The organism is Pseudomonas sp. LF-5 (assembly GCF_037626295.1).
Classification (GTDB): domain Bacteria; phylum Pseudomonadota; class Gammaproteobacteria; order Pseudomonadales; family Pseudomonadaceae; genus Aquipseudomonas; species Aquipseudomonas monsensis.
Genome location: NZ_JARKMT010000002.1, coordinates 485610 through 507121, shown reverse-complemented (window position 1 = coordinate 507121; position 21512 = coordinate 485610). Strand labels below are relative to the sequence as shown.

23 protein-coding genes and 1 pseudogene are annotated in these 21512 nt (G+C 57.9%); 14 read left to right on the top strand and 10 right to left on the bottom strand.

Annotation, left to right across the window (positions count from 1 at the left end; translation table 11 throughout):
* Nucleotides 1-15: 15 nt before the first annotated feature.
* Both PseuLF5_RS09510 and PseuLF5_RS09505 read left to right on the top strand, forming a co-directional pair.
* On the top strand, nucleotides 16-198 hold the full coding sequence (locus tag PseuLF5_RS09510; protein ID WP_123465685.1) for a hypothetical protein: 183 nt from the start codon (nucleotides 16-18) through the stop codon (nucleotides 196-198).
* Between the two features lie 115 nt (nucleotides 199-313).
* Nucleotides 314-1501 carry an MFS transporter gene (locus tag PseuLF5_RS09505; RefSeq protein ID WP_186748333.1) on the top strand — a complete coding sequence of 396 codons (1188 nt, stop codon included), beginning with the start codon at nucleotides 314-316 and terminating at the stop codon, nucleotides 1499-1501.
* Here the strand turns inward: PseuLF5_RS09505 and arfB are convergent.
* Nucleotides 1498-1911 (bottom strand): alternative ribosome rescue aminoacyl-tRNA hydrolase ArfB, encoded by a 414-nt coding sequence (arfB, locus tag PseuLF5_RS09500; protein ID WP_095050152.1) that lies wholly within the window; start codon nucleotides 1909-1911, stop codon nucleotides 1498-1500. The genes PseuLF5_RS09505 and arfB overlap by 4 nt on opposite strands.
* 457 nt (nucleotides 1912-2368) lie before the next feature.
* On the opposite strand from arfB, the gene PseuLF5_RS09495 reads away from it, so the two are divergent.
* The 5 genes and pseudogenes from PseuLF5_RS09495 to queC all read left to right on the top strand — a co-directional run bounded on the left by PseuLF5_RS09495 (nucleotide 2369) and on the right by queC (nucleotide 6750).
* Nucleotides 2369-2632: a PAAR domain-containing protein gene (locus tag PseuLF5_RS09495; RefSeq protein ID WP_007920142.1), complete on the top strand. Its 264-nt coding sequence runs from the start codon at nucleotides 2369-2371 to the stop codon at nucleotides 2630-2632.
* 54 nt (nucleotides 2633-2686) lie between these two features.
* A pseudogene (locus tag PseuLF5_RS09490) lies at nucleotides 2687-4603 on the top strand (RHS repeat-associated core domain-containing protein); the annotation flags it as partial.
* Nucleotides 4604-4611: 8 nt separating this feature from the next.
* Nucleotides 4612-5208: a hypothetical protein gene (locus PseuLF5_RS09485; RefSeq protein WP_128613655.1), complete on the top strand. Its 597-nt coding sequence runs from the start codon at nucleotides 4612-4614 to the stop codon at nucleotides 5206-5208.
* 179 nt (nucleotides 5209-5387) lie between these two features.
* Entirely contained in the window at nucleotides 5388-5855 is a 468-nt protein-coding gene (locus PseuLF5_RS09480) for an SUKH-3 domain-containing protein (RefSeq protein WP_128613654.1), read from the top strand.
* Nucleotides 5856-6051: 196 nt separating this feature from the next.
* Complete coding sequence (gene queC / locus PseuLF5_RS09475; protein WP_267804769.1) at nucleotides 6052-6750, top strand: 7-cyano-7-deazaguanine synthase QueC; 699 nt, start codon at nucleotides 6052-6054, stop codon at nucleotides 6748-6750.
* Nucleotides 6751-6803: 53 nt separating this feature from the next.
* Here queC and PseuLF5_RS09470 read toward each other — a convergent pair whose 3' ends face one another.
* Both PseuLF5_RS09470 and PseuLF5_RS09465 read right to left on the bottom strand, forming a co-directional pair.
* The gene (locus PseuLF5_RS09470) at nucleotides 6804-7682 is read right to left on the bottom strand and encodes a queuosine precursor transporter (RefSeq protein ID WP_064119579.1); all 879 of its coding nucleotides are present in this window, start codon (nucleotides 7680-7682) and stop codon (nucleotides 6804-6806) included.
* Nucleotides 7666-8271 carry a helix-turn-helix transcriptional regulator gene (locus PseuLF5_RS09465; protein ID WP_128613656.1) on the bottom strand — a complete coding sequence of 202 codons (606 nt, stop codon included), beginning with the start codon at nucleotides 8269-8271 and terminating at the stop codon, nucleotides 7666-7668. The genes PseuLF5_RS09470 and PseuLF5_RS09465 overlap by 17 nt, the downstream gene beginning before the upstream one ends.
* A 531-nt stretch (nucleotides 8272-8802) precedes the next feature.
* Here PseuLF5_RS09465 and glyA point away from each other — a divergent pair.
* Entirely contained in the window at nucleotides 8803-10152 is a 1350-nt protein-coding gene (gene glyA / locus PseuLF5_RS09460) for a serine hydroxymethyltransferase (protein WP_336346939.1), read from the top strand.
* A 73-nt stretch (nucleotides 10153-10225) separates the two neighbouring features.
* On the opposite strand, the gene PseuLF5_RS09455 is transcribed toward glyA, so the two are convergent.
* A complete protein-coding gene (locus tag PseuLF5_RS09455) occupies nucleotides 10226-11644 on the bottom strand; it encodes an amino acid permease (RefSeq protein ID WP_123465671.1) in 1419 nt (472 codons plus the stop codon).
* A gap of 893 nt (nucleotides 11645-12537) precedes the next feature.
* On the opposite strand from PseuLF5_RS09455, the gene PseuLF5_RS09450 reads away from it, so the two are divergent.
* Together PseuLF5_RS09450 and PseuLF5_RS09445 are read left to right on the top strand one after the other, a co-directional pair.
* Nucleotides 12538-12675 (top strand): hypothetical protein, encoded by a 138-nt coding sequence (locus PseuLF5_RS09450; RefSeq protein WP_003222780.1) that lies wholly within the window; start codon nucleotides 12538-12540, stop codon nucleotides 12673-12675.
* Between the two features lie 70 nt (nucleotides 12676-12745).
* Entirely contained in the window at nucleotides 12746-13711 is a 966-nt protein-coding gene (locus tag PseuLF5_RS09445) for a leucyl aminopeptidase (protein WP_123465669.1), read from the top strand.
* 230 nt (nucleotides 13712-13941) lie between these two features.
* Here the strand turns inward: PseuLF5_RS09445 and rluB are convergent, their stop codons facing one another.
* From rluB to PseuLF5_RS09415, 6 genes are all read right to left on the bottom strand, one after another.
* Nucleotides 13942-15156: a 23S rRNA pseudouridine(2605) synthase RluB gene (gene rluB / locus PseuLF5_RS09440; RefSeq protein ID WP_123465667.1), complete on the bottom strand. Its 1215-nt coding sequence runs from the start codon at nucleotides 15154-15156 to the stop codon at nucleotides 13942-13944.
* Nucleotides 15157-15299: 143 nt separating this feature from the next.
* A complete protein-coding gene (locus PseuLF5_RS09435) occupies nucleotides 15300-15491 on the bottom strand; it encodes a DUF1289 domain-containing protein (protein ID WP_016771121.1) in 192 nt (63 codons plus the stop codon).
* A gap of 144 nt (nucleotides 15492-15635) precedes the next feature.
* The gene (gene scpB, locus PseuLF5_RS09430) at nucleotides 15636-16637 is read right to left on the bottom strand and encodes an SMC-Scp complex subunit ScpB (RefSeq protein WP_340133396.1); all 1002 of its coding nucleotides are present in this window, start codon (nucleotides 16635-16637) and stop codon (nucleotides 15636-15638) included.
* A gap of 11 nt (nucleotides 16638-16648) precedes the next feature.
* The gene (locus tag PseuLF5_RS09425) at nucleotides 16649-17347 is read right to left on the bottom strand and encodes a segregation and condensation protein A (protein ID WP_172828192.1); all 699 of its coding nucleotides are present in this window, start codon (nucleotides 17345-17347) and stop codon (nucleotides 16649-16651) included.
* 123 nt (nucleotides 17348-17470) lie between these two features.
* The gene (locus PseuLF5_RS09420; protein WP_007966016.1) at nucleotides 17471-18100 is read right to left on the bottom strand and encodes an L-threonylcarbamoyladenylate synthase; all 630 of its coding nucleotides are present in this window, start codon (nucleotides 18098-18100) and stop codon (nucleotides 17471-17473) included.
* Nucleotides 18101-18113: 13 nt separating this feature from the next.
* A complete protein-coding gene (locus PseuLF5_RS09415) occupies nucleotides 18114-18977 on the bottom strand; it encodes a PHP domain-containing protein (protein WP_340133395.1) in 864 nt (287 codons plus the stop codon).
* Nucleotides 18978-19064: 87 nt separating this feature from the next.
* Between PseuLF5_RS09415 and PseuLF5_RS09410 the strand changes: the two genes are divergently transcribed.
* The 4 genes from PseuLF5_RS09410 (at nucleotide 19065) to PseuLF5_RS09395 (ending at nucleotide 21336) form a co-directional block, all read left to right on the top strand.
* Complete coding sequence (locus PseuLF5_RS09410) at nucleotides 19065-19661, top strand: septation protein A (RefSeq protein WP_123452630.1); 597 nt, start codon at nucleotides 19065-19067, stop codon at nucleotides 19659-19661.
* Between the two features lies 1 nt (nucleotide 19662).
* The gene (locus PseuLF5_RS09405) at nucleotides 19663-19962 is read left to right on the top strand and encodes a YciI family protein (RefSeq protein WP_016987935.1); all 300 of its coding nucleotides are present in this window, start codon (nucleotides 19663-19665) and stop codon (nucleotides 19960-19962) included.
* 278 nt (nucleotides 19963-20240) lie between these two features.
* Nucleotides 20241-20651: a translation initiation factor 2 gene (locus PseuLF5_RS09400; protein WP_123465659.1), complete on the top strand. Its 411-nt coding sequence runs from the start codon at nucleotides 20241-20243 to the stop codon at nucleotides 20649-20651.
* A gap of 7 nt (nucleotides 20652-20658) precedes the next feature.
* Nucleotides 20659-21336: a response regulator transcription factor gene (locus PseuLF5_RS09395; RefSeq protein WP_123465657.1), complete on the top strand. Its 678-nt coding sequence runs from the start codon at nucleotides 20659-20661 to the stop codon at nucleotides 21334-21336.
* Nucleotides 21337-21512 lie beyond the last annotated feature (176 nt).

Sequence of the window (21512 nt, the reverse complement as noted above, 5' to 3'; positions counted from 1 at the left end):
GAATCCGAGCCCGCCATGACCGACGAATTCTCCGAAAGCCAAGCCGCCGTCCTGATCGGCGCGACCGAGAAAATGATCGAGATCTGGAACCGCCTCTCCCCGGAAAAACGCGCCGCCCTCCTCGCCCGTTTCGGCAGCGAAGAAAATGCCCTCGCCGCCTTGGTCACCACGCAACTGGTCGCCCCGGCCAAGTCCTGATGCCAGCACCCTGCAAATAGTTTTACTGTTGCCCACCTCAGCGTCGTCCGCGCCGCTATCATAAGCAGCCTATCTAATCCTGCTTTGCCGTGGATCGTTTCCCATGTCGCCCTCTATGCCACAACCCCAGCGCCCCCTGGCGGTCACCCTGCAAGTCGTTTCCATCGTCCTCTTCACCTTTATCGGCTACCTGAACATCGGTATTCCGCTCGCAGTGCTGCCGGGCTATGTCCACAGCGATTTGGGCTTTGGCGCGGTGGTCGCCGGCCTGGTGATCAGCGTGCAATACCTGGCCACCCTGCTCAGCCGCCCGTACGCCGGCAAGATCATCGACAACCAAGGCAGCAAGCGCGCGGTGATGATCGGGCTGGCCGGTTGTGGCTTGAGTGGTGTGTTCATGCTGATTTCGGCCTGGACCCCGAACCTGCCCATGCTCAGCCTGATCAGCCTGTTGATCGGCCGCCTGGTGCTGGGCAGCGCGGAAAGCCTGGTTGGTTCCGGTTCAATTGGCTGGGGCATCGGCCGGGTCGGCGCGGCGAACACTGCCAAAGTGATCTCGTGGAACGGCATCGCCAGTTACGGCGCACTGGCGGTTGGCGCGCCGTTCGGGGTGTGGCTGGTCGGCCAGTTGGGGCTGTGGAGCATGGGCGTCAGCATCATTCTGCTGGCAGCACTGGGCTTGCTGCTGGCGTGGCCGAAAACCGCCGCGCCGATTGTCGCCGGCGAACGTCTGCCGTTCATGCACGTGCTCGGCCGCGTCTTCCCCCACGGTTGCGGACTGGCGCTGGGCTCGATCGGCTTTGGCACCATCGCCACCTTCATCACCCTGTATTACGCGACACAGCATTGGGACAACGCGGTGCTGTGCCTGAGCCTGTTCGGCGCCAGCTTCATCGGTGCGCGCCTGCTGTTCGGCAACCTGATCAATCGCCTCGGCGGCTTCCGCGTAGCGATCGCCTGCCTGTCGGTAGAAACCCTGGGGCTGCTGCTGTTGTGGCTGGCGCCGGACGCGCATTGGGCGCTGGCCGGCGCGGCACTGAGCGGTTTCGGTTTCTCGCTGGTATTCCCGGCGCTGGGTGTGGAAGCAGTGAATCTGGTGCCGGCCTCCAGTCGCGGCGCAGCGGTTGGCGCGTATTCGCTGTTCATCGACTTGTCGCTGGGGATCACCGGGCCATTGGCCGGGGCGATTGCGGCGGGGTTCGGTTTTGCCTCGATCTTCCTCTTCGCCGCCCTCGCCTCGCTAAGTGGCTTGGCGCTTAGCGTGTATTTGTACAAACACACGGCGAAGTACCGCGAAGACTAAAAATCCACCTTGCCGCGTCCGGCCTTGATACTGCCGCGCTTGGTTTTCGATTCGAGTCGACGCTTTTTTGAACCGAGGGTCGGCTTGGTTGGACGGCGTTTCTTTTCGACTTTGGTCGCGCTGAGAATCAGCTCGACCAGACGCTCCAGCGCATCGGCGCGGTTGGCTTCCTGCGTGCGGTATTGCTGGGCCTTGATGATCAACACGCCATCGCTGGTGATGCGACTGTCGCGCAACGCCAGCAACCGCTCCTTGTAGAACTCGGGCAGGGACGAGGCCGGAATGTCGAAGCGCAGGTGCACGGCACTGGAGACCTTGTTGACGTTCTGCCCACCGGCGCCCTGGGCGCGGATGGCTGTCAGTTCGATCTCGGCATCCGGCAGATGCACGTTGTTGGAAATCACCAGCATGGAAAAAGCGTCCGTATTCAGAACGCGCAGGATACTCCGAAACAGACCTCGAACCTGCTGAAGATCCACTGCCGGCCTTCGCCTGTTCGCGATGAGGTCAGTGCAATCAACATCGTTTTTGTCAGAAATCGATCAGCCGCCCAACTGCGCAACTTGTTGCGCACCTGTCTTCGAAAAAACGCCCGCCACTCGCCTGTAGCCCTTGTTACACGGCCCCTGTAGCCGAGTGCGCAAGAAGTTGCGCAGCACTGCGCAACTTCTTGCGCACTTTGAGACGGTTTCCCACAGCAAAAAACGATTTATCTCTAAGGCACAGGACGCAAACCCTTACCGCGTAATGGCCATATAGTGGCTGGCACGATTTTGATATCAAATCGGCACTAACGCGTGCTGAACGCAGGCAGGAAAGACAGGGTAGCTCGCCGAGCCAGCCACCCTCGGTCAAAGGAATGACGTAATGAAAGACGCAATTCGCTTGGGCGACTCCACCACGCACGGTGGCAAGGTCCTCGAAGCCTTCTCCCGCACCGACCTCAACGGCAAGCCGATTGCCGGGGTCGGTCACAAGGTCAGCTGCCCGCTGTGCAAAGGGGTTTTCCCGATTGCCGAGGGCAGCAGCACCTACACCGTCGATGGCACACCCATCGCACTGGACGGCATGAAAACCGCCTGCGGGGCCGCACTGATCGCCAGTGGCCCGAAAGGCGCGGTCGTCAGCTAATCCCGTTTTTTCACTTTGATCCGCACCTCTGAGAGGCGTCATCTCATTGAGCTTCGACCCATGGGCCGCTTGACCGAGCGTCGTGCCACTCTGGGCGACCAGTCGCAAAGCGAGACCTTTGCCTATGACGGCAACGGCAACCTGGTGCTGGCCGACAACGCCGACAGCCGCCTGCAATGGTTCCACGACCCGGCCGGCAATCTGCTGCGCGAACACCAGCACTACCTCGGCCTGGAAAAACCCACCGTCGCGATCTGGCAGCACGAGTACGACGTGCTCAACCAACGCGTCGCCACCGTGCGTCCCGACGGCCACCGTGTCAGTTGGCTGACCTACGGCAGCGGCCACCTGCTCGGCCTGCGCCTCGATGAACACGAACTGATCGGCTACGAACGCGACGACCTGCACCGCGAAGTCGCCCGCCATCAAGGCAACCACCTGCTGCAAACCCAGAGCTGGGACCCGGCCGGCCGTTTGCAGGAACAGTTGCTGGGACGCAGCGACGACAAATCCACGCTGCTCAAACGCGAGTACAGCTACGACGCCGCCGGCCAACTGACCGACATCAACGACAGCCGTCGCGGGCCGCTCGGCTATCGCTACGATCCGGTCGGTCGTCTGCTCAGCGCCACCACACGTCAAGGCATGGAAACCTTCGCCTTCGACCCGGCCGGCAACCTGCTCGACGACAAGGCGACAGAAGTTCGCCGCCCACTGGACCTGACCCCACCGCGCAGCAAACTGGTCGACAACCTGCTGCGCGAATACGCCGGCACCCACTACGACTACGACGAACGCGGCAACCAGATCCAGCGCTGGCACAACGGCCAACGCAGCGATCTTCGCTGGGACCTGTTTGATCGCCTGGTGCATTTCGAAGACCCGCGCCTGAGCGTGGATTTCGCCTACGACGCACTGGGACGCCGCCTGCACAAAAACTCCCGCGCGCACTACAAACAGCGGCCTGAAGCAGGCTCTCTCTGGAACAGAAATGAACACGCGCGCAAACAGCGCGAACTCGGCTGCGGCTTCACCTTGTACGGCTGGGACGGCGACAACCTCGCCTTTGAAAGCAGCCCTTCACAAAGCGATGGCGAACCCGGCCGCACGGTGCACTACGTCTTCGAACCGGGGACTTTTGTGCCTGTAGCGCAGGCTGTACGGCATGCGCCAATCGAGCTGATCGGGTTGCCGGATTACAGCGGTGAATACAGCCTTGATGAAGATCCGGTGTGGAATCACAAGGCAACGGCATTACCGTTTGATGCGTTGGCCTGGTACCAGTGTGATCACCTGGGCACGCCGCAGGAACTGACGGATTCACAAGGCAACATGGCGTGGACCGCGCAGTACAAGGCGTGGGGGCAGGTGACGGAGCAGCGGTCGGAATGGGCCCGGCAGCATGGCGTGATGAACCCGATACGGTTCCAGGGGCAGTATCACGATCATGAGACGGGGCTGCACTACAATCGGCATCGGTACTATGATCCGGGGGTTGGGCGGTTTGTTAGTCAAGATCCGATTAGCTATGCAGGTGGGTTGAATCTTTATTTTTATGGGGCTAATCCTGTCCTGCTCATCGACCCTTTAGGTCTCGCAGGTCATCAAGTAAAAGCGAATACTGCTGGACAAGACGTAACGAATCGAGGTGTTCACGTTAACGTAAAAGGGGATGGTTTGCCTCGAGCCGGTGGTCACATCGCCCTCGTACCGAACGCTCAAGGAACCCATGTGGTACTTGAACCATCCGACATGGCAACGCGCGCAATGCCAAAATCCCAATGGGGTAAGGCGTGTGAGTGTGTTTTAAAATACCTCGATAAACCGATGAATGTGGATCGGCTCAAGAAATCTGCACAGGTGGGCATCGATTCAAATCCAAATTCTTCGCGTGTGCCTCAATTGAAACAGGTGGGAACCATTCTAAGTGAGCACCATGCCGCGGGTACGAACCCGTTAGAGCGTAAATAAGGGAATATATGATTTCTACTGATTTTCATCAGCTTGTTGAGTTGTTCATAGAGGGATCGGGTAATCTTCAGCCAAGTATTTTTGAATTGGACAGCTTTTCCGAGTCAGTTTTCATAAGCGCCGGTTTTGAACTGATCGGCGATCCGAATGGTTTTCATTCTTTCGAGAAAGCATACGACGTCCCTTATTTTCGTAGAAAAATAACGGTAGTGTTCAAGCAGTATTTTTTTGCGCGTGAGAGTTTGGGGGGAGGTCTTGGTATTGCAGGTGGGGTAAGGCTGACATCGCTTTTGAGAAAACAGCCATTTGCTACATCAATGGGGCATGTCGATACGAATCGTATGGTGTTCTTTTTCTTCGAGGATAAAAGTGATGGAGCACTGATTTTCGATGAAAAAATCGTCATAAGGTTTGACCAGTGGTCCAAGCGCAATTCTTATATGGTTTCAACAGTAGAGTGTGATTTTGATAATGTGCAGTTCAATGAAATAGCAAAGAAAGCGGTTCGCGAAACGTTTGAACCGTCCACTCACGATTCGATGATCAGAGATGCAAAGCAACGAGGCTGCTCACGTGCATTTAATCGTTTGATTGAAAAGCTTTAGCTCGACATGCACATGCGGTAAACCAATAGAGACTCCAGGCCGGCCAGCGCTTGGGGTTGAGGAGTGGAGACACCTCTCAGAATCGTGGCATCCCAGTACCACCAGAAGTCGACAAACGATTCAGCGCAATGAAAAAAAGACCGTTAATGCAGAACGCTGCCTACGCCTGGACGCTCCCAATGCACCCGTTGATCGAACTTCCCGAGACTCTCCACCCACTGTTCCTGGCTGCCGGTTGGCCTGTCACCCATATCGAGCCATTGCCGGATTTCGTCCCGCGCGAGCATCCAGCCGCTGCTCTGCTCGAACAACTGGCTGGTCTGACCGTCGGCACCTGTGGCACAGGCGAAGACTGCGCTACGAGCGATGTAGCGTTTGGCACGTTTGAGCACCTGCATGGAGATGAAGACTTCTTGGCTTGGCAGCAACGCTTGGGCAGCTCTTTGGTGAGCATCGCCGAAATTCATCATGGCCACGCTGCACTGTTGATGGACGAAAAAGGTCGCTGCTATGCCTTCAGTTTCATTCATGACGGGTTCTGGCTGCAGGGCAGAACTTTTGTCGAGGCGATGGAAAAGCTAGTGTTTGGGCGCAAGTGCGGTGAGCAAGTGGCGCTGGCCACACCGGACGCCGTGCCAGTTGTTTAAATCCCTCTGCTTTTGCACCGGTCTAAAAACGGTTCCTATTTAACATGCCTATTATTCAGGGATTGAAGCCTCACTCCACCTTAAAATAGCCGCTCACGGACTCACGAGCGCCTCTGGACTCTGCACCGAGCTCCAGCCCTATTTCGAGTATCATCTCCACCTTTGCCCTCAAGACCTCAATGCAGGAAGCATACCCATGACCAACAAAGCAGTTATCGTATTCAGCGGCGGGCAGGACTCCACCACGTGTTTGATCCACGCCCTGACCCACTACGATGAAGTCCACTGCATCACGTTCGACTATGGTCAGCGTCATCACGCAGAAATTGAAGTGGCGCAGCAGCTGTCGAAAAAGCTCGGTGTGACCGTGCATAAAACGCTGGATGTGTCCTTGCTCAACGAGCTGGCCATCAGCAGCCTGACCCGCGATAACATTCCGGTGCCGACCGTGAACAGCTCTGGCGAGAGCCTGCCAAGCACCTTCGTTCCGGGGCGGAACATTCTGTTTCTGACCCTGGCCTCTATCTATGCCTATCAAGTCCAGGCGAAAACGGTCATTACCGGTGTCTGTGAAACCGACTTCTCGGGCTATCCCGATTGCCGGGATGAATTCGTCAAGGCCTTGAATAAAGCCCTTGAATTAGGCATGGATTATAAGCTGCAACTGGAGACGCCGTTGATGTGGCTGAACAAGGCAGAAACCTGGGCCTTGGCTGATTACCACCATCAACTGGATCTGGTTCGCGAGGAAACACTAACTTGCTACAACGGCATCAAAGGCACTGGATGTTCCGATTGTGATGCCTGTAATCTTCGCGCCAAGGGCTTGAATGAGTTCCTGAATAATAAAGCTCAGGTCACTCAAAGCTTGAAAGATAAACTTGGCTTAAAGTAAAACCGCAACAAGATGCGCTCACTCAAGCATGCTGAGTGAGCGCCCTCCTCTCTTTATTGCGTCTGCGCACCCGTCAGGTATTTCTTGAACAAAGACCTTGCCCCGTAGGCCGGCAAGATATTAAAGAATGCAAAACCTACCTTGATTGCGATCTGAACGTAGATCATGCCCAGTATCGCGCTATTTTCCATCGTTCCGTAAAAAGCGATGTAGCAGAACAGAAAACTGTCGATGATCACGGCAAACAACGTACTTAAAAACACTCGCAAAAACAGAAACCTGGAATTTGTGAGTTCTTTAATTTTGCACAACAGGTACGAGTTTATGTTCTCGGAAACCAGAAACGATACAGAAGACGCTACAAGGACTGCCGACAACTGACTGATAACGTCATTGTAAGCCCCATCGAGCTTCCAACCCGGCAGGCCCGGAAGATGGGTAGTGATGGCCAGCAGAATGATAATCGCCGCATTGCTGATGAACGCGAACAGGATCGCTTTTCGCGCGAGCCTCAGGCCAAACGTTTCGTTGAGCAAGTCGACGATCAGAAACGTCAGCGGATAGAGGAAAGTACCCGGCGTGACGACAATATCGAAATACTCCAGATAGATCGGTTTTGTCGCAGCAATACTGGTGAAAATGTACAGCGTGAACAGCATCAGGTTCAGGATGATGTAGATCATCCAGGAACTCTCATGACGGTCATTTATTTCGTAAGCGGTGAGTGCTCCGCCTTGGGAGTAGAACTTCTTGTAGAGGTTTTTCACTTCGATTTTATTCAGATTATCCATAATCTCACTATTCAACACTTCACTTAGCTTTATTTTAATTATTTTGCCTGTCGCGATGACCATGATGACGGCCAGGCTTTTTCCATTTTCGAACCCCAGCAACTTGTACTTGCTGTTTTCCAACTCAACACTGCAATCCATTAAATCGTTCCTCGATTACATCTCCGATCACGCATACACGATCCGTATCAAAGTTGCCTTCATGGCTTATAGATAACTTCGCTGTGATTTTGTCATACACCAGCTTTTCCCTGTCGCTGGTCGATGCTCCTTTCTGCACGATCAATAGATCGCCGGGTTCATTCATGCCACTGATTTCATTTTCCAGAAGCACGCCAATCAGGTTAAAGGACGCGCCAAAATAGTAAGTCAGCGGGTAAATAGTGGCCAACTCACCAATTCTTTTATCCAGACTTTGCAGCAGCATACTTTCTTTAATCACCGGAACAGCTGCGGGATTCATATTCCCCTGTGGCGAAATACTGCTTTCGATGATTTCTTTTTCTTCAAAATCAATAGTCTCTATTTCTTCGTAAGACACCCCGAAGAAATCAGAAATCTTGCGCACAGTGGACTGTTGGACATTGACCACCTTGCCTTCAAGGATGTTGTAGATGGTCGTTCGGGTCAGACCACTGGAGTGGCACAGGGACAACTGCGTTTCCCCGCGACTCTTTATCAGATACTTGATGTTGTTCTTCAGATTCTCCGATCTTTCTCTTCTGTGCATCACATGCTTATCATCCATTTTTAACTGCAATCATTGTCACGTCCCGAATGATCATTCCGGACATACACAAGTGAGGTAGGAAATTGCAGTTATATCCCTGTCAGTGCCGCGCAGGATCATAGCATTCTCCCTCCCTGGGTTCGGTATAAAAAGTCAGCTTTCACAGGCTGCTTCCGCCAACATGCGGGGTCATTTCAGCTGCCGTACTGACTCGTCAGTTCCTGTTGCCTTCGACCCGGCGCTTGAAAAGCGACACCGGGTAATGCCTGTTTTACACCCGCAACGACTACAAAAAGAATCATTTTCTTTGAAGAATGTTCATTTTTTTGATTAATTCTGTGGTGTTCCTCACTGAAAAATCTATGATGCGTCAATCCGGCGTCTCATTCTCGCGAGTGAAAGAACGAAAAAACGGGTGGCCTGTACAGGGTTTAGTTTTGCGCGCACGCGGTCAAAACACGGATTCGCCTGTACAGATCTGGCAAGCAAGGACATGCGCAAATCACGCAAAACCAGGGAAGGAATAAAGCAATGGCAGTCATTACTGAACCGCTCAAGAACCAGGCTGACGTGTTGCGTCGTGGCCTCGCGGATCTCCGCGCAGAAGATGCCGAACTGGCGGCCATTCTCGACGCTGAGGTGACGCGTCAACAGCACACCCTTTCATTGGTCTCCTCCTCCTGCGCAGTTCAGCCGCGAACCTTGGCGGCCTCCGCTTCCGTGCTGGTCAACGTGACCGCTGAAGGCATGCCCGGCAAGCGCCACAGCGCGGGGTGCGAGAACGTCGAACTGGTCGAGTCGCTGGCCATTCGCCGGGCGCGGGAAATGTTCGGCGCGCAATACGCCAACGTGCAACCACACTCGGCGTCGAACGCTGTTTACCAAGTGCTCACAGCCTTGCTTGAGCCTGGCGATACCTTGCTGGGCATGGCGGTGGAACACGGTGGTCATCTGACGCATGGCAGCCTTGCCGCGTTTTCCGGCGCCTACTACAAGGCGATCCAGTACGGCACAACATCCGACGGCCTGATCGATTACGACAAGGTACGTCTGCTCGCACTCGCCCATCGCCCACGCGTCATCCTCTGCGGCGCCACCGCCTATTCGCGCGTGGTGGACTTCAAGCGGTTTCGCGACATTGCCGATGAAGCAGGCGCTATCCTGCTCGCCGATATGTCGCATATCGCCGGGCTCGTCGCTACCGCGCGCCATCCGAGTCCGATCGACGCCGCACACGTCACCGTCACGTGCACGCACAAGCAACTCGCCGGGCCTCGCGGTGGCCTGATCCTAAGCGGTGCTGATGCGAACACCAAGATTCCCGGCTTGCGGACCACCTTCAGTCGCCTGCTTGAGCAAGCCGTTTACCCGCGAATGCAGGGCGCGCCCGCCGCCAACATGATCGCTGCGAAGGCTGCCGCGCTGGGTTATGCAATGTCCGCAGAGTTCGATGCCTGCATGGCGCAGATCCGCAGTACGGCGGATGAAATGGCCAAAGCGTTTCAGGCCAAGGATTATGAGGTGGTTGGCGGCTGCAGTGAAAACCACACGGTGCTGGTTCGCTTGCGTGGCGGCGTTACGGGCGCGATCGCGGAGGCGGCGCTGGGGCACTGCGGGATCATCGTCAGCAAACATCGCGTCCCCGGCGATCAGCGCTCGGCACTCGTTACCAGCGGGCTGCGCATCGGCACGGGCGCTCTGGCGCAACGCCGGGTCGATGTCCACGGCAGCCGCCAGATCGTCGATTTGATCGTCCGGATTCTGAATACCGTGGCGCCGCTCGGTGAGCAGGACTACACACTGGAACCCCTGCTCCTTGCGCAGTTTCGTTCTGAGGTCGAAACCTTGTGCAGGGACTATCCTGTCGCCGACTACCAATAGCACCCGACTCACAGCATTTGTACCCATAAAAAACCCGGCACTCAGGCCGGGTTTTGTGTTTCTGCGTCAGCGCTTACTTGGCAGCACCCGCTGCGTGCAGCGCCTGTTGCGCACCGCGCTTGTTCTTGATCACGTAGCAGACCCACATGAACACGACCCACACCGGAATCGCGTACACCGAGATCTGGATGCCCGGGATCAGCAGCATCACGCCCAGAATGAACGCGACGAACGCCAGGCAGATGTAGTTGCCATACGGATACCACAGGGCCTTGAACAGCGGCGTCTGCTTCGTCTTGTTCATGTGCTGGCGGAACTTGAAGTGCGAGAAGCTGATCATCGCCCAGTTGATCACCAGGGTCGCCACCACCAGCGACATCAGCAGTTCCAGTGCGTGCTGCGGAATCAGGTAGTTGAGCAATACAGCCACCAGTGTCACCGCCGCCGACGCCAGGATCGAACGCACCGGCACACCGCGTTTGTCGATCTTCGCCAGGCCTTTCGGCGCATCGCCCTGCTCGGCCATGCCCAGCAGCATGCGGCTGTTGCAGTAGGTACCGCTGTTGTACACCGACAGGGCCGCGGTCAACACCACGAAGTTGAGGATGTGTGCGGCGGTGCTGCTGCCGAGCATCGAGAACACTTGCACGAACGGGCTACCGCTGTACGAATCGCCGGACGCGTTGAGGGTTTCCAGCAGGCTGTCCCATGGGGTCAGCGACAGCAGGATCACCAGTGCACCGATGTAGAAAATCAGGATCCGGTAGATCACCTGGTTGATCGCTTTCGGGATCACGGTTTTCGGCTTGTCGGCTTCGGCGGCAGTGAAACCGAGCATTTCCAGACCGCCAAAGGAGAACATGATGATCGCCATGGCCATCACCAGACCGCTGACGCCATTCGGGAAGAAACCACCGTGCGACCACAGGTTGCTCACCGATGCCTGCGGGCCGCCATGACCGCTGACCAGCAGGTAGCTGCCCAGGGCGATCATGCCGACGATCGCCACGACCTTGATGATCGCGAACCAGAACTCGGCTTCACCGAAGACTTTGACGTTGGCCAGGTTGATCGCATTGATCAGCACGAAGAACGCCGCTGCGGTGACCCAGCTCGGGATCTCCGGCGCCCAGTAGTGAATGTATTTGCCGACCGCGGTCAGCTCCGACATGCCCACCAGGATATACAGAATCCAGCAGTTCCAGCCCGACAGGAAGCCGGCGAAGCCGCCCCAGTACTTGTGCGCGAAATGGCTGAAGGAACCGGCCACCGGCTCTTCGACGATCATTTCGCCGAGCTGGCGCATGATCATGAAGGCGATGAAGCCGCAGATTGCGTAGCCGAGGATCATCGACGGGCCGGCGGATTTCAGCACCCCGGCCGAGCCGAGGAACAATCCGGTACCGATCGCGCCACCGAGGGCGATCAGTTGAATATGGCGATTTTTCAGGCCGCGTTTCAGCTCGCCTGATTGCGAGGGTTGTCCACTCATGAAAAAGGTCTCACGCAAGGTTTGATGATGTTCAGTAGACGTTGCTGCAAGGTTGCGATTTCAGGCAGCCCCGATCAAACCCCAGCGCAGGCACCAGGAGTTCAGCTTATTTACAACGGTCATGCGTCACCTGTTTGTTTTTATCTGTGACGAAATCGAACCCGACACGCTTATGACGCGGCGGAGTGAACAAGGCGGATAGCCTTGAGGTTTGCGCGATTACGCAGAGGGTCACAGTTAAAACGCGGCGCATTGTACACCGCTAACCCCCTGCTGCCAGACCCCGCTGGATCAGCGTGGCGGTTGCCGGGATTGCGTGTGTCCGCCTCGAGACGCTCGGGCGGCAGCAATAATTGAGTCAGGCCTTTGCAGGCCATCGACGGGGACGGGGAGAAAACCGTCCCACGCAGAGAAGTGGAGATCAGTCACGGCGTTCATTGCGCCTCCTTCTTGTTATGCACCTGCACGACAGGCATGGGGCGCATCACACCCTTCAAACGACGCTGAAACAAGCGCGCCAGAGCCTTGCATGGAGCGCTCGCAGCCGGGCTTCGGCAGGTTTTCCTTACAGCCTCTGGAGAGACGTGGTTCCACTGGGTTACGCCGCGCTTTTCGTAAACATTTCTTTACGTCGCGTAACGCAGATTTTCCATTTCAGAAATTTTCGAAGGATGTCTACAAATTGACGGTAGCAAGCTTGCTAATGAAGTTGGCGGCTTAGTTTTTTGTTTTCAAATAAGAAAACCCTTGGCAAAAAACAGAATAAAAAGTTTATTTAAATTTTAAATAAATAATTTTTTGCATTACAAAACACCCTGAACTAGGTTTTTCACGTCTTGCCGGCCACCTCGACCGGCCAGTCATAACCGTGAAAGTCATCTAGGAGATCGACCATGCAAGCACTGGAAAAAGACTTGGATACCGAACTGCAACTGGACGAATGGTTTGAAGCACCGACCCACGAGGCGGCTGTGGAAATGATGCAAGCCGACGCGGTCGTTCCGTTCGGCACGGCGATGTGGCCTCTGTAAGACATCCCGGGCAGGCACGGTCCGGCCGGTCGTGCCTGCCGCTTCCTTCACGGTCAGTCAGGGAGTACTCATGGATAAGCCCCGTGCGATCTCGCATTTCCTTTACTACCTCGAACATCACCCCGCCCTTGCCGGCCTGGAGTCGGCAAAGGTATTGCTCGGCCACACCGCCGATTACGAAGCCCTGACCGGCGCCATCGCCGAACAGGCCGGCGATCACCCGCGTTTCACCTTCAGCGCAAGGCGCCTGGATCTGGAAAGCACCGCAACGCTGACCGCAGCGATTGCCGATAGCGATCTGTACATTTTCTTCTACGACTCTTCCACCTTGCCCAACCCGCGTCCCGACGGCCCGGAGTTTGTCCGCGCGCTGCAAGGCGTAATGGCGGAAAACTGGAAGAAGTCGCTGCTGTTCAAGGATTATGGCGACTATTTCTACGACACCTTCAGCATCACCCCGCAGCGCATCGCCGGGCTCAACAGTCATCTGATCCAGCGCATGTCCCAGGCCACCACGCTGAGCTTCAGGGACGACCACGGCTCATGGTTCGAAACGCCGCTGAGCAGCATCAAGAAGTGGACCGACATCAACGGCGTCGGCAACTTCGACCTGGCCCCCGGCGAAATCGCCACCCACAGCGAAGCCATCAACGGCCATGTGAAATTCAAGGGCACCTTCCTCAGCACCATCCCCTTTGCGCGCAAGTACGGCGTGCTGGAGTCGCCACTGGAACTGTGGATCGAGAACTCGACCATCAGCCGCATCGCCACTGATGTGCCGGGGCTGGAGCATGATTTCAACAAATACCTGGACGCCAACCCGTCGAACCGGCGGATCGAGGAATTGGGGATCGGCACCAACGAAGGCGTGAAGGATCTGTATGCGCGCAATGCCGGGTTCGAGGAGCGGCACTGCGGGTTGCACCTGGGCCTCGGTGGTGGCGCCAAGGGTAGCCATCACCTGGACCTGATCTTCTCGGGTGGGGTGTTGGCGCTGGATGACAAGCCGGTGTTTGATGGGCGCTTCGTCTTTTAAGGCTGAAATAGAGGGTGAAGCCTCTCGCCCTATCGCGGGCAAGCCCGCTCCCACAGGTTTCATTGTTGTACACGAATTCTGTTAACGACAAAAAATCTGTGGGAGCGGGCTTGCTCCGAAGAGGCCGGGTCAGAAACTACATACCTTTCGCCAGACGAAAAAAAACGCCAACCCTGCGGTTGGCGTTTTTCATTCAGCTTGAAGCTTATCGCTCAAAGCTCACAGCTGCTTCACTCAGGTTTCTTGCGACCAAAACCCGGACGCTGGCCCGAACCACTCGGTGCACCGCGACGGTTACCCGATGGCTTGTCACCGTCGACCAGCTTGATACCAGGACGCTTCGGCGCTGGCTTGGCCGGACGCTTATTGGTGGTGTCCGCCGGACGATCCGCCACTGGCGTACCGCGACCGGCCGGTGCACGACCTTCGCCACGCTCTGTACGACCGCGTGGCGCGCGTTCGCCATCCGGGCGCGCTGCAGGCTTGCGACCCGGACGCTCGCCTTCGATCTGCGGCTCGCGGCTTGGACGTGGGCCGGTCGGGGCGCCAGCGGCTGGACGCAGCGTGCGCACGCGCTCGGTCTTGGCCATTGGTCGAGACGATTTGCGCTGCATACGCTCAAGCTTGTCTTTGCTCTTGGCGTTGAGTTGCGGCATCGCTACCGGCGTCAGGCCGACTTCAGCACTGAGAATGTCGACTTCGTACTGACTCATTTCGCGCCAGCGGCCCATCGGCAGGTCGGAGTTGAGGAACACCGGACCGAAACGCACGCGCTTCAGACGGCTGACCACCAGCCCCTGGGATTCCCACAGACGACGAACCTCACGGTTACGACCTTCCATCACCACGCAGTGATACCAGTGGTTGAAACCTTCGCCACCTGGCGCCTGCTTGATGTCGGTGAACTTGGCCGGGCCGTCTTCCAGCACGACGCCGGCCTTCAGGCGTTCGATCATTTCGTCGTCGACTTCACCGCGTACACGCACGGCGTACTCACGGTCCATCTCGTAGGACGGGTGCATCAAACGGTTGGCCAGTTCACCGTCGGTGGTGAACATCAGCAGACCGGTGGTGTTGATGTCGAGACGACCGATGTTGATCCAGCGCCCCTCTTTCGGACGCGGCAGCTTGTCGAACACGGTCGGACGGCCTTCCGGGTCGTCACGGGTGCAGATCTCGCCATCGGGCTTGTTGTACATGATCACGCGGCGCACCGATTCGGCCGCCTCTTCGCGCTTGATGACCTTGCCATCAATGGTGATGGCGTCGTGCATGTCGACGCGCAGGCCGAGGGTGGCGTCTTTGCCATTGACCTTGATCCGGCCCTGGCTGATCCAGGCTTCAACGTCACGGCGCGAGCCGACGCCGATACGGGCGAGGACTTTTTGCAGCTTTTCGCCTGCTGGGCCGATTTCCTGGTCGTCTTTCTGATTGATGTCACTCATCTGGGCACCTCCCGGTGTGGTCTGTTCAGGCGGCGCCTGAAGCATTGAAATCTGGGTTTTCGGGCGAAGGGATCGCCGAAGGGTCGCGAATCATACGCGGATGTGCGCCATCGCGCATCAGAGACTAGCTGATCGTTCAACAGTTATTTCTTTTTCCGCCGACCGGCGCCACCGAGTTTGATCAGACGCAGCGCGGCTTCAGCCAGCACTGTGCGCTTGTCATCCTTGTCGAGTTTCTTCCAGGCTTTGATTTCGCGCTTGCTGCGGCCGCAGCCGAGGCAGATGTCGTCGGAGAACTTGCAGAGGCTGATACACGGGTCTTTTGTCGAACTCATCTGATATTCCTGGCTTACGCTAAACCCTGTGGGAGCGAGCTTGCTCGCGAAGGCGGTATGTCAGATACATCATCTTTGAATGACACTCCGCTTTCGCGAGCAAGCTCGCTCCCACAGGGGCCGTCATTGTTCTCCGGATTTCGGTCAGTCGTCGAATTCGCGGCGCTCGGCTTCGATGGCTTCGGCCAGGGCGCGGGCTTCGGCTTCTTCTTCGCTCAGTTCGGGTTCTGGCGCTGGCGCGGGTTGCTCAAGGGCGGCAACGGCTGCCAACAGTTTTTCCCGTGCTTCGGCGACGCCGAGGATGTCTTCCTCCGGTTCGGCTTCTGGCTCGGCTTCACGTTCAACTTCAATGGCCGGTTCGGCGATCGCGGTTTCAGGCTCAGGCTCGATCTGAGTCACTGCATCGGGCGTCGACGTCTCACCGTCCGCCGCATCGCGCAGCAAGTCGTCGAAATCGGTCTTGATCCCCTCCTCCATGCTGTCCAGCTCCAGCAACAGCGTATGGAAGCTGGTCTCCTCCTTCTCCTCCTCCGGCTCGGCACTGGCGTCGGCCAGTTCCTGCAGACCTTGCGGTACCGGCACGTCGTCGAAATCGAGCACCGGATCGGCTTCCATCTCGCGCAATTCGGCCAATGGCGGCAGGTCTTCGAGGTTCTTCAGGTTGAAGTGATCGAGAAAGGCCTTGGTGGTGGCGAACATCGCCGGCTTGCCGGGCACGTCGCGGTAACCGACGACGCGGATCCACTCGCGCTCCAGCAGGGTCTTGACGATGTTGCTGTTCACCGCCACGCCACGCACGTCTTCGATCTCGCCACGGGTGATCGGCTGGCGATAGGCGATCAGCGCAATGGTTTCCAGCAAGGCACGGGAATAACGCTGCGGGCGCTCTTCCCACAAGCGGCCAACCCACGGCGAAAACTTCTCGCGGATCTGCAGACGATAGCCGGAGGAGACTTCCTTGAGCTCGAAGGCGCGGCCTTCGCAAGACTTGCCCAACAGGGTCAGGGCTTTCTTGAAAACCGCAGGTTCGGGGCGTTCGCCTTCTTCGAACAGTTCAAACAGGCGCTCGAGGGATTGCGGCTTTCCCGAGGCCAACAGAAAGGCTTCAAGCAGGGGCGCCAGCTCGCGGGGTTCAGTCAGGTTCATGTTTCGACTCGTTATTCGGCTCGGGCTCGCACGTGGATCGCGGCGAACGGCTCATTCTGCACCAGCTCGACCAAAGATTCCTTGACCAGTTCAAGGATCGCCATAAAGGTCACCACCACTCCCAACCTGCCTTCTTCGGCGGTGAACAGCTCGACGAACGGCACGAAACCGCCGCCCTTGAGCCGTTCCAGCACATCGCTCATGCGCTCGCGGGTGGACAGTGCCTCGCGGCTGACCTGGTGGCTTTCAAACATATCGCCACGGCGCAGCACCTCGGCCATGCACATCAAAATCTCTTCCAGTGCGACATCCGGCAACAGCTTGCGCGCCCGGGCTTCCGGGGCGTCGAGCTTGGGCACGATCACATCGCGGCCGACCCGGCTCAAGCCGTCGATGCCTTCGGCGGCGGCCTTGAAGCGTTCGTATTCCTGCAAGCGGCGGATCAGTTCGGCACGCGGGTCGTCTTCTTCGTCTTCGACGGTTTCAGCCCGAGGCAGCAGCATGCGCGACTTGATCTCGGCGAGCATCGCGGCCATCACCAGGTACTCGGCTGCCAGCTCCAGACGCACCGACTGCATCAACTCGACATAGCCCATGTACTGGCGGGTGATTTCCGCCACCGGGATGTCGAGAATGTTGATGTTCTGTTTGCGGATCAGGTACAGCAGCAGGTCGAGCGGACCTTCGAAGGCTTCGAGAAAGACTTCCAGCGCATCCGGCGGAATGTACAGGTCCAGCGGCATTTCCATGACCGCCTGGCCATAGACCATGGCAAACGGCAGTTCCTGCTGGGCGCCGGCCTGGGGATCGACAACGGTTTCCACTGCGGACATTCAGGCCTCGACCATGAACGGCGCGGGGTCGCCGCAACCGACGCGGATCACTTCCGGGTCATCGCCGGTCAGGTCGATCACCGTGGACGCCTTGATCCCGCCGAAACCGCCGTCGATGATCAGGTCCACCTGGTGTTCAAGCAATTGACGCATTTCATAGGGATCGCTCAGCGGGTCTTCGTCGCCGGGCATGATGAGGGTCACGCTCATTAGCGGCTCGCCGAGTTCGGCCAACAGCGCCAAGGCAATTGGATGGCTGGGCACGCGCAGGCCGATGGTGCGCTTCTTCGGATGCAGGAGCAGCCGAGGCACTTCGCGGGTAGCGTTGAGAATAAAGGTGTAAGGCCCCGGCAAATGCGCCTTGAGAATGCGGAACGTGCCGGTGTCGATCTTGGCGTAATTGCCCAGTTGCGACAGGTCGCTGCAGATCAGCGCGAAGTTGTGCTTTTCATCCAGCTGACGCAGGCGCCGAACCCGCTCGATCGCGGTCTTGTCGCCGATCTGGCAACCAATGGCGTAGGAAGAGTCGGTAGGGTAAATCACCACCCCGCCCTTACGGATGATCTCGACCGCCTGTTTGATCAGGCGCGCTTGCGGGTTTTCCGGATGAATCTGGAAAAATTGACTCACATTCTCTACCTGTTCAGACGGCGGCAATAACTGTGTCATGTTTGAACCGACACCACAGGGGTGGAAGGTCCTCGGGAACCGGCCGGTACTGGCCGATCTCGGACCAGCCTCCAGGGCCATGGAAATCACTGCCGGCGCTGACCAGCAGACCGAACTCACGGGCAAGGATCGCCAGGCTGCCCACCTGTTCTGCGGGCTGAAAGCCATTGACCACTTCAATCGCGTGCCCGCCCGCTTGAATATAGTCGGCAATCAGCTTTCGGCGCTTGCTGCGGGTGAAATCGTAGTGCCACGGATGCGCCAGGCTGACCCACGCATTGGCGGCGCGCAACGTGTCGACAGTGTCTTCCAGTGTCGGCCAGTGCAACTTGACGTCGCCCAACTTGCCAGCGCCGAGCCACTTGCGAAAGGCTTCGGCGCGATCCTTTACAAAACCTTCACGTACCATCCAGTCAGCGAAATGCGGACGGGCCGGCGCGTTGCCGCTATCGCCCAGTTCCTGCTGAATCTGCCGGGCGCCATCGAGGGCGCCGGGCATGCCCTTGAGCGCGAGCTTGCGGCTTATTTCTTCCGACCGCAGCCAGCGGCCATCGTGCAATTTGGCAATTGCCTCGACCAACGGCGCGACATTGACGTCGAAACCGTAGCCCAGCACATGAATGGTCGCGCCGCCCCAGGTGCAGGACAATTCGACGCCGTTGACCAGTTGCATGCCCAATTCATCGGCGGCCGCGCGCGCTTCGGCGAGGCCTTCAAGGGTGTCGTGGTCGGTCAACGCCAGGACTCGCACGCCGTTTTCGAACGCACGCGCAACCAGAACCGCAGGCGCCAGGGCGCCATCGGAGGCCGTGCTATGGCAGTGCAAATCAACATTCACGGGGAGTTGTAACCTCAAATCAGCTGACGCTATCGCGCGCCCATATGTTTGTTATTATGCCGCCACATCCAGCTTCTGGCTCTTACTGTGAAACAATTCATCGATTTCATCCCGCTTCTGCTGTTCTTCATCGTTTACAAACTTGATCCACGGGTCGTCGACATCGCTGGCCATGAAGTGACTGTAGGCGGTATTTACAGCGCCACCGCGATGCTGATCATCAGCTCCCTCGTGGTGTACGGTGCGTTGTTCATCAAACAGCGCAAGCTGGAAAAGAGCCAATGGCTGACCCTGATCGCCTGCCTGGTATTCGGCAGCCTGACGCTGGCCTTCCACAGCGAGACCTTCCTCAAGTGGAAAGCGCCGGTGGTCAACTGGCTGTTCGCCGTGGCCTTCATCGGCAGTCACTTCATCGGTGACCGCCTGCTGATCAAACGCATCATGGGCCACGCACTGACCCTGCCGGATCCGGTCTGGACCCGCCTGAACATCGCCTGGATCGGCTTTTTCCTGTTTTGCGGGGCCGCCAACCTGTTCGTCGCCTTCACCTTCCAGAGCATCTGGGTGGACTTCAAGGTGTTCGGCAGCCTGGGCATGACCGTGCTGTTCCTGGTCGCTCAGGGCATCTACCTGTCTCGTCACCTGCACGACGCCGATACCACAACACCAAAAACCGAGGACTGACATGCTCTACGCCATCATTGCCACCGACGTCGCCAACTCGCTGGAAGCCCGCCTGGCCGCGCGCCCTGCGCACCTGGAACGCCTGCAAGCGCTCAAGGGCGAAGGTCGCATCGTATTGGCCGGCCCGCACCCGGCGGTCGACAGCAATGATCCGGGCGCAGCGGGTTTCACCGGCAGCCTGATCGTCGCCGAGTTCGATTCGCTGAGCGCCGCGCAAGCGTGGGCCGATGCCGATCCGTACATCGCCGCTGGCGTGTATGCCAATGTGATCGTCAAACCGTTCAAACAAGTCCTCCCGTAAAAGACCAGAGGCCCCAGTGGCGAGGGGATTTATCCCCGTTGGGTGGCGAAGCCGCCCCAAAGCCATCCAATGCGGTGTGCCTGTCACACCGCAGTCCCTGTTATTGGGACAGCTTCGCTGTCCATCGGGGATAAATCCCCTCGCCACAAAGTCACCTGCACTACAAACCAGTCTTCCCCGGCACTGAACCTTCTCGGTTCTTGCTGCTCTCAATCGCTCATTATTCTCGTTTGTCTGCCGACAACCTGCCCAATATCCATTTGGAAGCAGGTGTCGCGATGCGCAAGGGTCCGTTGTGTCTGATGTTGGTCACGTTGTCGATCATGGCGCCCGCCCATGGTGAGGAAACCACCGAAGGCGGCAGCTCCACGCCATTGTCATTGAGTGCCGGCAGTCAGATCACCGAGTTGCAACAGCGCCTCAAGGTCAGCGAACAGCAGCGGGAAGAACTGAGCAAACAATTGCAAAATGCCGACAACACCCGCGAAAGCGCCCAGCTCGCCCGGTTGCGCCAGGAGAACCAGCGTCTCAAGCTGCAACTCAAGGAAGCCCAGGCCAGCCCGCTCCCGCGTCTGTTGACCGAACAGCAGCAGTGGTTCGTCACCGGTGCCGGAGTAGCGCTATTGGCGCTGCTCTGCGGTATCTTTGCCAGTGGAGCAAGCCGAAAACGTCGGCAATGGCTAAATTGAGTGAGTCATGAGCGAGCTGTTACTGATTGATGATGACCAGGAGTTGTGCGAACTCCTGAGTAGCTGGCTGAGCCAGGAAGGCTTCCAGGTGCGCGCCTGCCACGATGGCCAGAGTGCGCGCAAGGCGTTGGCCGAATCGTCGCCCGCGGCGGTGGTGCTGGACGTGATGCTGCCCGACGGCAGCGGCCTGGAACTGCTCAAGCAACTGCGCAACGATCACGCCGATCTGCCGGTGCTGATGCTTTCGGCCCGAGGCGAGCCGCTGGACCGCATCCTCGGCCTGGAACTCGGCGCCGATGATTACCTGGCCAAGCCGTGCGATCCCCGTGAACTGACCGCCCGACTGCGCGCCGTGTTGCGCCGCAGCCATCCGGCAGCGGTGTCGACTCAACTGGAACTGGGCGACCTGAGCTTCAGCCCGGTGCGTGGCGTGGTCAGCATCGACGAGAAAGAACTGACCCTCACCGTGTCCGAAAGCCGCCTGCTCGAAGCCCTGCTCAAGCAGCCCGGCGAGCCGCTGGATAAACAGGAACTGGCGCAACTGGCCCTCGGCCGCAAGCTGACCCTGTACGACCGCAGCCTGGACATGCACGTCAGCAACCTGCGCAAGAAGATCGGCCCGCACCCGGACGGTCGTCCACGGATCGTCGCCCTGCGTAGCCGCGGTTACTTCTATAGCCTCTGAACCTGCCACCCCCTGTAGGCGTGAGCCTGCTCGCGATGGCAGTGTGTCAGTCGACACTTTCTTGCCAGATACACCGCTATCGCGAGCAGGCTCACGCCTATAGGGGTGTGTTTGTAAGGTTGGACACAAAGCGTCTTTACCCAAGCTTTACGCAGCGCTGACCGCCGCTGACCTTG